The organism is Capillimicrobium parvum (assembly GCF_021172045.1).
Taxonomy (GTDB): Bacteria; Actinomycetota; Thermoleophilia; order Solirubrobacterales; family Solirubrobacteraceae; genus Capillimicrobium; species Capillimicrobium parvum.
Genome location: NZ_CP087164.1, coordinates 4,785,324 through 4,797,935, shown reverse-complemented (window position 1 = coordinate 4,797,935; position 12,612 = coordinate 4,785,324). Strand labels below are relative to the sequence as shown.

The following is a 12,612-nucleotide window of genomic DNA, read 5'->3' as shown; positions in this document are numbered from 1 at the left end:
CGCTTCGACCCTGTTGGAGGCTTCTCGATGACCGTCATCACCAAGGAGGCGCGCCGCCTCAAGCGCCGCCGCCGCGTGCGCGCGAAGGTCGTCGGCACGGCGACCCGTCCGCGCCTGGCGGTGTTCCGCTCGAACCGCGGCGTGTTCGTCCAGCTCATCGACGACGAGGCCGGCCGCACGATCGCTGCGGCGCAGTGGACCGAGGCCGGGGTCCGCGACCTCGACCGCACCGAGCAGGCGACGCGCATCGGCGCCCTGATCGCCGAGCGCGCGAAGGCCGCCGGCATCGAACAGGCGGTCTTCGACCGCGGCGGCTACCAGTACCACGGCCGCGTCAAGGCCGTGGCAGACGGCGCCCGCGAGGCCGGACTGGCAATCTAGGAAGAGACTTCATGCAGATCGATCGTTCAGTCAGCCCCGCCGGGCTCGACCTCCAGGAGCGCGTGGTGGAGATCAACCGCGTCGCCAAGGTGGTCAAGGGCGGCCGGCGCTTCTCCTTCACGGCCCTCGTCGTCGTCGGCGACGAGGAGAGCGTGGTGGGCGTCGGCTACGGCAAGGCCAACGAGGTTCCGCTCGCCATCCAGAAGGGCGTCGAGCACGCCAAGAAGAACCTGTTCCGCGTGCCCAAGCACGGCTCGACGATCACCCATCGCGTCGACGGCATCTTCGGCTCCGGCCACGTGCTGCTCAAGCCGGCCTCGCCCGGTACCGGCGTCATCGCCGGCGGCGGCGTGCGCGCGGTGCTCGAGCTCGCCGGCATCCACGACATCCTGTCGAAGTCGCTCGGCACGCAGAACCCGATCAACCTCGTCAAGGCGACGGTGGCGGGCTTGCAGGCGCTGCGCCGTCCCGAGGAGGTCGCCCAGCTGCGCGGCCTGTCGATCAACGCGGTGCTCGGCCTGAGCGGCGACGCGGCTCCCGAGACGCCTGAGCAGGAGGTCGTCGCGGCCGCCAACGGCGCGGCGCCCGAGGAGGTCTCGGCCTGATGCCCACCGTCACGCAGGTCAAGAGCAAGAACGGCGCCAACCACGCCCAGCGCGAGACGCTGCGCTCGCTCGGGCTGCGGCGGATCGGCCAGTCGGTCGAGGTCAAGGACAACGAGCAGATCCGGGGCATGCTGCACCGGGTCCGGCATCTGGTGAAGGTCGATGGCTGACAACACGGAGAACACCGACGAGCGCATCGGGCTGCACTCGCTGCGCCCCGCCGAGGGCTCGCGCAAGGCGCGCAAGCGGATCGGCCGCGGCGAGGGCTCAGGCACCGGCAAGACGTCGGGCCGCGGCCAGAAGGGCGCCGGCTCGCGCTCGGGCTCGAAGGAGCGCGCGCGCTTCGAGGGCGGCCAGATGCCGCTCCACATGCGCATGCGCAAGCTCCGCGGCCCGAACAAGAAGCAGTCGATGCCGTTCGAGCCGTTCCGGACGCACACGCAGCCGGTCAACCTCGGCGACCTCGAACGGCGCTTCGACGCTGGCGGCGAGGTCACCCTCGAGGACCTGGCGAAGGCCGGCATCGCCAAGCGCAAGGGCGTCCCGGTCAAGGTGCTGGCCAAGGGCGACCTGACCAAGGCGCTGACGGTCCACGCCCACGCGTTCAGCGCCACGGCGCGCGAGCGGATCGAGGGCGCAGGCGGCACCTGCGTCGTCGTCGAGAGCAAGTAGCCGGGTCCTCGACGAGGGCCGGGCCGCTTCCTCTAACCTGAGAGCCCGCGCATGCTCTCGACGATCCTCAGCGCCTTCACGGTCGCCGACATCCGCAAGAAGCTCGCCTTCACGGCGCTGCTGCTCGCGCTGTACCGGCTGGGCTCGCACATCCCCGTGCCGGGGGTCAACTCCAACGCGGTCCAGCAGGTCCAGGAGCAGTTCGGCGGTGGCGGGGTGCTGAACTTCCTCAATGTCTTCTCGGGCGGCGGCCTGTCGCGCATCGCCCTGTTCGCGCTCGGGATCATGCCGTACATCACGGCCTCGATCATCCTGCAGCTCCTGACAGTCGTCGTGCCGTCGCTGGAGAAGCTGCAGAAGGAGGGCGAGGTCGGCCAGCAGCGCATCACGCAGTACACGCGCTACCTGACCGTCGGCCTGGCCTTCGCGCAGGCGATCGGCTACGTCTTCCTGTTCAAGTCGTTCTCGAGCAACGCGGGAACCCCGCTCATCAGCCCGTTCAACGTCGGCACGGTCTTCCTGATCGTCCTGTCGCTGACCGCGGGCACCGTGCTCCTCATGTGGATGGGCGAGCTGATCACCCAGCGCGGCATCGGCAACGGCATCTCGCTGATGATCTTCGCGTCGATCGTCTCGGGCCTGCCGAACGGCATCTCGCAGTGGTGGAACAGCCCTGACGCGGTCTTCAAGGTGATGATGCCGTTCATCGCGCTGGCGGTGATCGCGGCGATCGTCTTCATCCAGGAGGGCCAGCGGCGCATCCCGATCCAGTACGCCAAGCGCGTGATCGGCCGCCGCATGACCCAGGGCGGCCAGACCTATCTGCCGCTGCGCGTGAACATGGCCGGCGTCATCCCGGTCATCTTCGCCGCGTCGATCATGGCCTTCCCGCCGACCGTGGGCCAGCTGCTCAACACGCCCTGGGCGACCGACTTCTCGAACTTCTTCTCGCCCAGCAAGTGGCCCTACCTGGTGGGCGAGTCGATCTTCATCATCATCTTCACGTACTTCTACACGGCGGTGACGTTCAATCCCGTCGACCAGGCCGACAACCTGAAGAAGTACGGGGGGTTCATCCCCGGGGTGAGACCCGGGCGGCCGACGGCCGAGTTCCTGGATCGCATCCTGGCCCGCCTGACGTTCCCCGGGGCGCTGTACCTCGCGGCGGTCGCGGCGTTGCCGACGATCCTCATCAGCCAGACCTCGGCGACGTTCTACTTCGGCGGGACCTCGATCCTCATCGTCATCGGCGTGGCGCTCGACACGATGAAACAGCTCGAGGCGCAGCTGATGATGCGCAACTACGAAGGCTTCCTGAAGTAGTCTCCCGCGCCTCGTGTCGGAGCTCAACCTCATCCTCCTCGGACCTCCGGGCGCCGGAAAGGGCACCCAGGCCGAGCGCCTGCAGCAGGACTTCCGCCTGCTCTACATCGCGACCGGCAACATCCTGCGCGCCGCGGTCGAGGCCGGCACGGAGCTCGGGCGTCAGGCCAAGCAGTACATGGACCGCGGCGAGCTCGTGCCCGACGAGGTGATCATCGGCGTGATCATCGACAAGGTCGGCCAGGAGGACGCGCAGGACGGCTTCCTGCTCGACGGCTTCCCGCGGACGGTCGCCCAGGCCGAGGCCCTCGACGAGGCGCTCGGCGACCTCGGCCGCGCGCTCACGGCGGCGCTGCTCATCGACGTGCCCGACGACGAGGTCGTGCGGCGGATCTCGGGCCGGCGCGTCTGCCAGAAGGCCAACCACGTCTACCACGTGGACACGAACCGGCCCAAGCACGACGACGTGTGCGACATCGACGGCTCCAAGCTCATCCAGCGCGAGGACGACCGCGAGGAGACCGTCCGCACGCGCCTCGAGGTCTACGGCGACCAGACGGCCCCGCTCATCGGCTTCTACGACGAGCGCGGGATCCTCAAGCGCTTCGACGGCCGGCGCTCGCCCACCGAGGTGCACGACCACATCCGCGCAACGCTGGCCACGCTGCGCCTCGAAGAGCAGATCTAGGACCGGGCATGATCATCCGGAAGTCACCGGAGGAGATCGAGAAGATGGCGGCCGCGGGCGACATCCACCGCCGCACGATGCGGCTGCTGGAGAGCAAGGTCCGTCCCGGCGTGACGACCCTCGAACTGGACCGCGCGGCCGAGAAGTTCATGCGCTCCCAGGGCGCCGTGCCGAGCTTCAAGGGCTACCGCGGGTTCCCCGGCTCGATCTGCGTGTCGCCGAACTCGATGGTCGTGCACGGCATACCCGGCGGCTACACGCTCGAACGGGGCGACATCCTCTCCGTCGACATCGGCGTCACGCTCGACGGCTGGGTCGCCGACGGCGCCCGGACCTTCGCGGTCGGGCCGATCTCGCCGGTCGCTCGCAAGCTGCTCGACGTCACGGAGCGCTCGCTCCACGCCGGCGCCGCGCAGGCCAAGCCCGGCAACCGCCTCGGCGACATCTCGCACGCGATCCAGACGATCGTGGAGGCCGAGGGCCTGTCGATCGTGCGCTCGCTGGTCGGCCACGGCATCGGCCGCGAGATGCACGAGGACCCGCAGATCCCGAACTTCGGCGAGCCCGGTCGCGGTCCGTTGCTCGAGGAGGGGATGGTCCTGGCGATCGAGCCGATGACGACGGCGGGCCGCCACCCGGTCCGCATGGGCACCGACGGCTGGGCGATCTACTCCCAGGACGGCTCGCTGGCCGCGCACTTCGAGTTCACGGTGGCGGTGACCGCGGAGGGCCCGCGGATCCTCACGCCGTGGCATCTCGACGTGGGCCGCGCCGCGGCCTGACCGCCGGTCCGCGGGACGGACGCCGGTGAGCCTCGTCGTCGTCGAAGGGCTGCGCAAGCGGTATGCCGCGAACGCGCCGGAGGCGGTGGCCGGCATCGACTTCGAGGTGCTGGAGGGCGAGATCTTCGGCCTCCTCGGCCCCAACGGCGCGGGCAAGACCACGACGATCGGGACGATCACCACGCGCGTGAAGCCGACCGGCGGCCGCGTGACCGTCGACGGCTTCGACGTCGCGCGCGACGCGGTGGCGGTCAAGCAGCGCATCGCGGTCGTGCCTCAGCGGCCGAACCTCGACCGCTCGCTCACCGCGATCGAGAACCTGGTCTTCCACGCGGCGTACTTCGGCACCGGCCGCGCGGAGCGCCGCCGGCGCGCCCAGGCGATGCTCGACCAGATGGGCCTGGGCGAGCGCGCCTCCGACAAGGTCGACAACTACTCGGGCGGCATGGCCCAGCGGCTGATGATCGCCCGGGCGCTCATGCACGAGCCGCGGCTGCTGATCCTCGACGAGCCGACGACCGGCCTGGACCCGCAGTCGCGCCTGTACCTCTGGGAGACGATGAGCGACCTGCGCGCCCGCGGCGTCACGCTCATGCTCACCACGCACGACATGGTCGAGGCCGACCGGCTGTGCGACCGCATCGCGATCGTCGACCACGGCCGGATCATCGCGCTCGACACGCCGCGCGGGCTGCGGCGCCTGCTGCCCGCCGAGCACGGGCTCGAGGTCACGCTGTCCGGGCCCGAGCCGCTGGAGATCGACGCGGCCGAGAACGTCGAGGCCGGCGCCGAGGACGATCGCTGGCACGCGCGCATCTACGGCGACCTCACGCCCGGCGAGCTGGCGGAGGCGGTGCGTGACGCGGGGCGCGAGCTGATCGAACTGCGGCGCATGGAAGGCTCGCTCGAGGACGTCTTCGTGCATCTGACGGGGCGGGAGCTGCGCTGAAGTGAGACCCTGCGGGTCCTCACCCACCGCGGCCCGATCCCTGCGGGGCATGCCGTCGTGAGACCCTGCGGGTCCTCATCCCCCGCGGCCCCATCCCTGCGGGCGATTCCGTCATGAGCCCGTCGGTCGTCGCCTTCCTCGCGCTGTGCGAGCGCGATCTCTACGTCACGTTCCGCCGCGACCTCGTCGCGTTCCTCAGCCAGGCGCTGCTGCAGCCGATCTTCTTCCTGTTCGTCTTCGGCCGGGTCCTGCCCGAGATCGGCGCGGCGCAGGGCTCCTACGGCACCCAGTTGCTGCCGGGCGTCATCGCGCTGACGCTCGTACTCACCGCGCTGCAGAACGTCGCCCTGCCGCTCGTCATCGAGTTCTCGTTCACCAAGGAGATCGAGGACCGCCTGCTCGCCCCGCTCCCGGTGGCCTGGGTCGCGATCCAGAAGGTGCTGATCGCCGCGCTGCGCGGCATCGTCGGCGGCGTGCTCATCATCCCGCTGGGCGAGCTGATCCTCCCGGGCGGCGTCGACCTGTCGGGGGTGAACTGGCCCGCGCTGATCGTGATGATCGTCGCGGGGGCGCTGGCCGGAGCCGTCATCGGCCTCGTGCTCGGCACCGCGGTGCCGCCGAGCCGCATCACGGTCGCCTTCGGCCTCATCCTCACGCCGCTGATCTTCACGGGCGCGGCCTTCTACCCGTGGGACGCGCTGGACTCGCTGCGCTGGTTCCAGGTTCTGACGCTGCTGAACCCGATGACCTACGTCAGCGAGGGGATGCGCGGCGCGCTCACCGACGTCCCGCACCTCGCGGCGGGGTGGGTCGCGCTCGGCCTCATCGTGTCGCTGGCGGCGTTCGGCTGGCTCGGCGTGCGAGGATTCGTCCGCCGCGCCGTAGACTGAGCGGCGCCAGTCCCGGGGGCTATCAACGCCGCCGGACGCATTTGCTATCTTCAACGGTCGCGCGTTTTGCGGGCCCCTGCCTGCGAATGCCTCCCTCCTGACCTCGCTGAAAGGGACCATGAAGGTACGACCGTCGGTCAAGCCGATGTGCGAGAAGTGCAAGATCATCCGCCGCCATCGCGCGGTGCTGGTCATCTGCTCCAACCCGCGCCACAAGCAGCGGCAGGGCTGACCATGGCTCGCATCTCCGGTATCAACATCCCACTGAACAAGCGCGTCGAGATCGGCCTGACGTACATCTACGGCATCGGCCGCTCGACCTCGAACCAGCTTCTGGCCGAGGTCGGCATCTCGCCCGACACCTACGTCCGCGACCTCACCGAGGACGAGGTGTCGAAGCTGCGCGACGCGATCGACCGCAACCTCACGGTCGAGGGCGATCTGCGCCGCGAGCGCTCGCAGGACATCAAGCGCCTGATGGAGATCGGCTGCTACCGCGGCCTGCGCCACCGGCGCGGCCTGCCGGTCCGCGGCCAGAACACCAAGACCAACGCCCGCACGCGCAAGGGTCCCAAGCGCATGCAGGTCGCCGGCAAGAAGAAGGCGGGGAAGAAGTAAGTGCCCGCTCCCAAGCGCCCCCAGCGGGGCCGCCGCAAGCCGAAGAAGAACATCCCCATCGGCCAGGCGCACATCAAGACGTCGTTCAACAACACCATCGTGTCCCTCACCGATCGCGAGGGCAACGTCATCGCGTGGGAGTCGGCCGGCGGCGCGGGCTTCAAGGGCTCGCGCAAGTCCACGCCGTTCGCGGCGCAGGTCACCGCCGACGCCGCCGCGCGCAAGGGCATGGAGCAGGGGCTCCAGAAGGTCGAGGTGTTCGTCAAGGGCCCGGGCTCGGGCCGTGAGACGGCGATCCGCTCGCTGCAGGCCGCCGGACTCGAGGTCACCGGCGTGCGCGACGTCACCCCCCAGGCCCACAACGGCTGCCGCCCCCGCAAGCGGCGCCGCGTGTAGGAGAACACCTTGGCTCGAGACACCTCCCCCCAGTGCAAGCAGTGCCGCCGCGAAGGGCAGAAGCTCTTCCTCAAGGGCGAGCGCTGCCTGACCGACAAGTGCGGCGTCGAGCGTCGCTCGTACCCGCCGGGCGACCACGGCCGCGGCCGTCAGAAGCAGTCGGAGTACCGCGTCCAGCTGCGCGAGAAGCAGAAGGCGAAGCGGTACTACGGCGTGCTCGAGAAGCAGTTCGCCAACTACTACGACAAGGCGAGCCGTCAGGCCGGCATCACCGGTGAGAACCTCCTCACCCTGCTCGAGTGCCGCCTCGACAACGTGCTCGTCCGCCTTGGCTTCGCCGCCTCGCGCCGCCAGTCGCGCCAGCTCATCCGCCACGGCCACTGGACCGTCAACGGCCGTCGCGTCGACATCCCCAGCTACCAGGTGCGCGAGGGCGACGTCATCTCGGTCAAGTCCGGCACCCCCGCCGAGCCCGTCATCCGTGACGCCACCGAGCTCACGGGCCAGGTGCCCGCCTGGCTGCAGGCCGACCACGACACGCTCACGGCCAAGGTCCTGCGCAAGCCGGAGCGCCGCGAGGTCGCCGCGCCCGTGCAGGAGCAGCTCATCGTCGAGCTGTACTCGAAGTAACCCCGCTTGAACGCGAGCGGCGCGCCCCGGACCCCCGCGCCGCCATGAGAGAACGACAGTCAGGACCCCGATGCTCGACTTCCAAGTCCCCCGGATCACCAGCGAAACAGTCGACGAGAACCGCGGCACCTTCACGATCGAGCCGCTCGATCGTGGCTTCGGCTACACGTTCGGCAACTCGCTGCGCCGCGTGCTGCTCAGCTCGCTCAGCGGCGCCGCGGTGACGAGCGTCCGCATCGAAGGTGTCGCGCATGAGTTCTCGACGATCCCGGGCGTCAAGGAGGACGTGACCGACATCGTCCTCAACCTCAAGGGCATCGTGTGCAAGATGCACTCGGACGCCAGCGAGGTCGAGGCGCCCCTGGTCGTGACCGGCCCCGGCGACATCACGGCGAAGGACATCGACCTTCCCGCCGGCGTCGAGATCCTCAACCCGGACGTCCACGTCGCGACGCTCGAGAAGAAGACGAAGCTGGAGCTGTACCTCACGATCGGCCGCGGCCGCGGGTACCGCCCCGCGGAGGAGAACAAGACGCCGGACCAGCCGATCGGCGTCATCCCGATCGACTCGATCTTCTCGCCGGTGCGCCGCGTCGCCTATGCCGTCGAGCAGGCCCGTGTCGGCCAGCGCACGGACTTCGACAAGCTGACGCTCGACATCGAGACGGACGGCTCGATCGACCCGCACGCCGCGCTGCGCGAGGCGGCGGAGCTGCTCATCAGCCAGCTCGCGATCTTCACCGACGCGGACCGCGTCGAGGAGCTGCGCGCCGGCCCCACCGGACAGCTCGAGGGCGCGCTCGCCGGGACCGGCAACGGCCACGGCGCCGCCGCCTCGGCCGCATCGGGCGGCCCGATGCACGACATCCTCATCGAGGAGCTCGAGCTCGGCGTCCGCTCGTACAACTGCCTGAAGCGCGCCGGCATCCAGACGGTGGGCGACCTCGTCTCGAAGTCCGAGGGGGAGCTCAACGCGATCCCGAACTTCGGCAAGAAGTCGATCGACGAGGTCATCGAGACCCTGGAGGCGCGCGGGCTGGGCCTGCGCGACGACTGATGCGCCATCAGAAGACCCGCCACAAGCTCAGCCGCGACACGGCGCACCGCAAGGCGCTCCTGCGCAACCTCTGCAAGGAGGTCATCGAGCACGAGCGCATCAAGACCACCGAGGCGAAGGCCAAGGCGGTCAAGCCCGAGGTCGAGAAGCTGATCACGCTGGCCAAGCGCGGCGACCTGCACGCGCGCCGGCAGGCGCTCTCGGAGCTCGGCCAGGACAAGTTCGCGGTCTACAAGCTGTTCGAGGAGGTCGCCCCGCGCTACAGCGAGCGGCCGGGCGGCTACACCCGCATCCTCAAGCTCGGCGCGCGCTCCGGCGACGCGACCGAGATGGTCTACCTCGAGCTGGTCTGATCCCGGCGCGGCGGCGGCCCGGAGCGGGCCGCTTCGCGGCGCCGCCGGTAGGGCGGGCCGCGGTCCCTATCCTGGGGTCATGGCCGCCACGATCTGGGCCTCCGACGCGGAGCGCGAGAACTGCTCGCGACTGCTGCACGGCGCCTATGCCGAGGGCCGCATCTCGCTCGGCGATCTGGAGGAGCGTCTGCATGCGGTGCAGCGGGCCGGGAGCCGGGCCGAGCTGACCCGCCTCACGCGCGGCATCCCCCAGCGGCGCCTGGAGCGCTTCGGCGCCGCGGTCGACCGGTTCGACCGTGCGGCGCTGAAGGCGCACGGCACGACCGCCGTCGCCGTCAACGCCTCGCTGGTCGGCATCTGGGAGATCACCGGCGGCGGCGCCTTCTGGCCCGCCATCGCGCTCGTCCCCAGCGCCCTGCTGCTGGGCTGGCACGCAGCGTCGTCGTGGACCGTGCGCCGCTTCGTGCGCCGGCGCTACGGCTGAGGCCGGTCCCCGGGCGGCTCGGAGCGCAGGCGTATCGCGGGCGGCCTCGGTCAGCGTCTGCTCGCGAGCTCGTAGGCGATCTCACCGATCAGGTCCTCCTGGCCGCCGACGAGCCCACGCCGGCCGCAGGCACGCAGGATCTCGGGGCCCGAGACACCATGGCGCTCGGCTGCGCGCGCGGCATGTTTGAGAAAGCTGGAGTACACCCCGGCCCAGCCGAGCGTGAGCGCCATCCGATCGAGGACGCATTCGCCCTCCATGATCGGTCGAACGGCGTCCTCGGCGGCGTCGGCCATCGCACCGACGTCGATGCCCGTGCGCAGGGCGAGCTTCTCCAGAACCGCGGCCAGCGCCTCGGTCGGCGTGTTCCCGGCGCCGGCGCCCATCCGCCGGGCGCTGGCATCCACCTGGACCGCGCCGGCGTCGATCGCCGCCAGCGTGTTGGCCACTCCGCAGGCGAGGTTCTCGTGACCGTGAAAGCCGACCTGCGCGTCGCCGGCCAGCGCATCGCGCACGGCGGCCACGCGCGCGGCGGCCTGAGGCGGGACCATCGCTCCCGCGGAGTCGACGACATAGATGCACGTGGCCCCCGCGTCGGCCATGATCCGAGCCTGCTCGGCGAGCAGTTCCGGCGCCTGGGAATGCGCCATCATCAGAAACCCGATCGCCTCCAGGCCGAGGTCCCGAGCGAGGCTCAGGTGCTGGACGCCGACATCCGCCTCGCTGCAGTGGGTCGCCACGCGTATCGCGCCGACGCCGAGTTCGGCGACTGCCCGGAGGTCGTCGGTCGTGCCGATTCCCGGAAGCAGCAGCGCGGCGATCCGTGCGCGCCGTGCGGCCTGGACGGCGACGGCGATCAGCTCCCGTTCATCGCTGCGGGAGAAGCCGTAGGTGAACGAGCTGCCGCCCAGACCGTCTCCATGAGCGACCTCGAGTACCGGCACTCCCGCGTCATCGAGGGCCACCACCACACTGCGCACCTGATCGGTCGTGAGTTGGTGGCGCACGGCGTGCGAGCCGTCGCGCAGACATGTATCGGTGACGCGAACGTCGAGGTCGTCGGAGAAGGTCATCGGCCCGTCCTCTCGGTTGCGCCGGCGGCGCGGCTCCGTGCCAGCTGCTCCCCGACGCGTGTCGCCGCGGCCGTCATGATGTCCAGGTTGCCGGCGTACGCCGGCAGGAAGTCCGCGCGTCCTTCGATCTCCAGGTAGACGGAGACGCGGTCGTCCTCGAACTGGGGTGGCACGACGAGCCGATAGCCCGGGACGTAGGACGACACGTCCGCGACCATCGCGCGGATCGACTCGGCGATTGCCGGCCGGTCGGCGTCTGGCGCGAGCGCGCAGATCACCGTGTCGCGCATGATCAGCGGCGGCTCGGCGGGGTTGAGGACGATGATGGCCTTCCCGGCCGCCGCACCGCCGACCTGAATCAGGGCGCGGGCGGTGGTCTCCGTGAACTCGTCGATGTTCGCACGTGTACCGGGCCCTGCCGAGTGGGACGCGATCGAGGCGACGATCTCGGCGTACCGCACCGGTGCGACACGGCTGACGGCGTGGACGATCGGGACGGTCGCCTGGCCGCCGCAGGTGACCATGTTCAAGTTGGCTTCGTCCAGGTGCGCGTCGAGGTTGACCGCGGGCACGACGTAGGGGCCGACCGCGGCGGGCGTCAGGTCGATGGCGACGATCCCGCGCTCAGCGAACCGAGGAGCGTTGACGGCATGGACCTGGGCGGAGGTTGCCTCGAAGATGACATCGGGCAGCTCGGACTGGGAAAGCAGCCAATCAACTCCCTCGGCGGACGTCTCCAGCCCGGCGTCGCGGGCGCGGGCGAGTCCGGTGCTACCGGGGTCTACGCCGATCATCCAGCGCGGCGCAACCCAGGCCGAGCGCAGCAACTTGTACATCAGGTCGGTGCCGATGTTGCCCGAGCCGACGATCGCGGCGGTCAGCGGTGGCGTCTTCATCGCGCAATGACCAGCCGCACTTCGCCCAGGTCGCCGAACCGGGCACTGAAGGTGACGCCGGGCGCCGCGTCGACCATCGGTGTGCACGCGCCCGACAGCACGATGTCGCCCGGACGCAGCGTCCGGCCGATGTCGGCCAGGGTGTTGGCCAGCCACGCCACGGCTGCGCACGGGTCGCCGAGCACCTCCGCGGTCGTGCCTCGCTGCATCGCCTCGCCGTCGCGCCGCAGCTCGACGTCGATGGCCGTCACGTCGACCTCGTCCAGACCGACCCGGCGGCCACCGAGTACGAACCCGGCCGCCGACGCCTGATCGGCCACGGTGTCGGCCAGCCGGATGCGCCAGTCGGCCACACGGCTGTCGACCAGCTCGATGGCCGGCTGCACGGCGGCGGTCGCGGCCCGGACCGCCTCGACGGTCACGCCCGGTCCGGCGAGCGAGCTGCCGAGGTGAAACGCGATCTCCGGCTCGACGCGCGGGGCGATGTAGTCGCGCGCGCTCACCACGCCACCGTCATCGAGCTGCATGACGTCCAGCAGGACGCCGAAATCGGGCTGGTCGACGCCGAGCTGCCGTTGGACGGCGATCGACGTCAGCCCGACCTTGTGGCCCACGACCCGCGCGTTCTGCGTCTGGCAGCGCAGGGCGACAAGCCGCTCGGCAATGGCATATGCGTTGGCGACGGACAGGTCGGGCCTGGCGTCGGTGAGCGGAGCGATCGGACGCCGCGCGGTGCGGGCTTCGTCGAGCGCGCGAGCGTAGGCGTCGACGTCGAGCACGGTGGAATCGGCCATGGGTCAGATCGTCGCGGCGGT

Annotated in this window: 19 protein-coding genes; 16 read left to right on the top strand and 3 right to left on the bottom strand. The window is 70.3% G+C overall.

Annotated features, from left to right (window positions below; all coding sequences use genetic code 11):
• The first annotated feature begins 27 nt into the window (after positions 1-27).
• The 16 genes from rplR to DSM104329_RS23375 all read left to right on the top strand — a co-directional run bounded on the left by rplR (position 28) and on the right by DSM104329_RS23375 (position 9,828).
• Positions 28-381, top strand: a complete 354-nt coding sequence (gene rplR / locus DSM104329_RS23450) for a 50S ribosomal protein L18 (RefSeq protein ID WP_259312280.1) — start codon at positions 28-30, stop codon at positions 379-381.
• Between the two features lie 11 nt (positions 382-392).
• Positions 393-986 (top strand): 30S ribosomal protein S5, encoded by a 594-nt coding sequence (gene rpsE, locus DSM104329_RS23445; protein WP_407655855.1) that lies wholly within the window; start codon positions 393-395, stop codon positions 984-986.
• The gene (gene rpmD / locus DSM104329_RS23440; RefSeq protein WP_259312279.1) at positions 986-1,156 is read left to right on the top strand and encodes a 50S ribosomal protein L30; all 171 of its coding nucleotides are present in this window, start codon (positions 986-988) and stop codon (positions 1,154-1,156) included. The genes rpsE and rpmD overlap by 1 nt, the downstream gene beginning before the upstream one ends.
• Complete coding sequence (gene rplO, locus DSM104329_RS23435) at positions 1,149-1,658, top strand: 50S ribosomal protein L15 (protein WP_407655854.1); 510 nt, start codon at positions 1,149-1,151, stop codon at positions 1,656-1,658. The genes rpmD and rplO overlap by 8 nt, the downstream gene beginning before the upstream one ends.
• Positions 1,659-1,709: 51 nt before the next feature.
• Positions 1,710-2,981, top strand: coding sequence for a preprotein translocase subunit SecY (gene secY / locus DSM104329_RS23430; protein WP_259312278.1), 1,272 nt, complete (start codon positions 1,710-1,712; stop codon positions 2,979-2,981).
• 13 nt (positions 2,982-2,994) lie between these two features.
• Complete coding sequence (locus tag DSM104329_RS23425) at positions 2,995-3,669, top strand: adenylate kinase (RefSeq protein WP_259312277.1); 675 nt, start codon at positions 2,995-2,997, stop codon at positions 3,667-3,669.
• 8 nt (positions 3,670-3,677) lie between these two features.
• Positions 3,678-4,451 carry a type I methionyl aminopeptidase gene (gene map, locus DSM104329_RS23420; protein WP_259312276.1) on the top strand — a complete coding sequence of 258 codons (774 nt, stop codon included), beginning with the start codon at positions 3,678-3,680 and terminating at the stop codon, positions 4,449-4,451.
• A gap of 25 nt (positions 4,452-4,476) precedes the next feature.
• Positions 4,477-5,400: an ABC transporter ATP-binding protein gene (locus DSM104329_RS23415; RefSeq protein WP_259312275.1), complete on the top strand. Its 924-nt coding sequence runs from the start codon at positions 4,477-4,479 to the stop codon at positions 5,398-5,400.
• A gap of 113 nt (positions 5,401-5,513) precedes the next feature.
• Positions 5,514-6,290, top strand: coding sequence for an ABC transporter permease (locus tag DSM104329_RS23410; RefSeq protein WP_259312274.1), 777 nt, complete (start codon positions 5,514-5,516; stop codon positions 6,288-6,290).
• Positions 6,291-6,408: 118 nt separating this feature from the next.
• Positions 6,409-6,522 carry a 50S ribosomal protein L36 gene (rpmJ, locus tag DSM104329_RS23405; RefSeq protein ID WP_259312273.1) on the top strand — a complete coding sequence of 38 codons (114 nt, stop codon included), beginning with the start codon at positions 6,409-6,411 and terminating at the stop codon, positions 6,520-6,522.
• Between the two features lie 2 nt (positions 6,523-6,524).
• Complete coding sequence (rpsM, locus tag DSM104329_RS23400) at positions 6,525-6,908, top strand: 30S ribosomal protein S13 (protein WP_259312272.1); 384 nt, start codon at positions 6,525-6,527, stop codon at positions 6,906-6,908.
• The gene (gene rpsK, locus DSM104329_RS23395) at positions 6,909-7,304 is read left to right on the top strand and encodes a 30S ribosomal protein S11 (RefSeq protein ID WP_259312271.1); all 396 of its coding nucleotides are present in this window, start codon (positions 6,909-6,911) and stop codon (positions 7,302-7,304) included.
• A 9-nt stretch (positions 7,305-7,313) separates the two neighbouring features.
• Positions 7,314-7,934, top strand: coding sequence for a 30S ribosomal protein S4 (rpsD, locus tag DSM104329_RS23390; RefSeq protein ID WP_259312270.1), 621 nt, complete (start codon positions 7,314-7,316; stop codon positions 7,932-7,934).
• Between the two features lie 70 nt (positions 7,935-8,004).
• The gene (locus tag DSM104329_RS23385; RefSeq protein WP_259312269.1) at positions 8,005-8,991 is read left to right on the top strand and encodes a DNA-directed RNA polymerase subunit alpha; all 987 of its coding nucleotides are present in this window, start codon (positions 8,005-8,007) and stop codon (positions 8,989-8,991) included.
• Positions 8,991-9,344 carry a 50S ribosomal protein L17 gene (gene rplQ / locus DSM104329_RS23380; protein WP_259312268.1) on the top strand — a complete coding sequence of 118 codons (354 nt, stop codon included), beginning with the start codon at positions 8,991-8,993 and terminating at the stop codon, positions 9,342-9,344. The genes DSM104329_RS23385 and rplQ overlap by 1 nt, the downstream gene beginning before the upstream one ends.
• Positions 9,345-9,423: 79 nt before the next feature.
• Positions 9,424-9,828: a DUF1707 SHOCT-like domain-containing protein gene (locus tag DSM104329_RS23375; protein WP_259312267.1), complete on the top strand. Its 405-nt coding sequence runs from the start codon at positions 9,424-9,426 to the stop codon at positions 9,826-9,828.
• A 50-nt stretch (positions 9,829-9,878) separates the two neighbouring features.
• On the opposite strand, the gene dmpG is transcribed toward DSM104329_RS23375, so the two are convergent.
• Genes dmpG through DSM104329_RS23360 form a run of 3 tightly spaced genes read right to left on the bottom strand, consistent with a single transcriptional unit; the run spans position 9,879 to position 12,591 of the window.
• Positions 9,879-10,901 carry a 4-hydroxy-2-oxovalerate aldolase gene (gene dmpG / locus DSM104329_RS23370; protein WP_259312266.1) on the bottom strand — a complete coding sequence of 341 codons (1,023 nt, stop codon included), beginning with the start codon at positions 10,899-10,901 and terminating at the stop codon, positions 9,879-9,881.
• Positions 10,898-11,797 (bottom strand): acetaldehyde dehydrogenase (acetylating), encoded by a 900-nt coding sequence (locus tag DSM104329_RS23365; RefSeq protein WP_259312265.1) that lies wholly within the window; start codon positions 11,795-11,797, stop codon positions 10,898-10,900. The genes dmpG and DSM104329_RS23365 overlap by 4 nt, the downstream gene beginning before the upstream one ends.
• A complete protein-coding gene (locus DSM104329_RS23360; RefSeq protein ID WP_259312264.1) occupies positions 11,794-12,591 on the bottom strand; it encodes a 2-keto-4-pentenoate hydratase in 798 nt (265 codons plus the stop codon). The genes DSM104329_RS23365 and DSM104329_RS23360 overlap by 4 nt, the downstream gene beginning before the upstream one ends.
• Between the last annotated feature and the right edge of the window lie 21 nt (positions 12,592-12,612).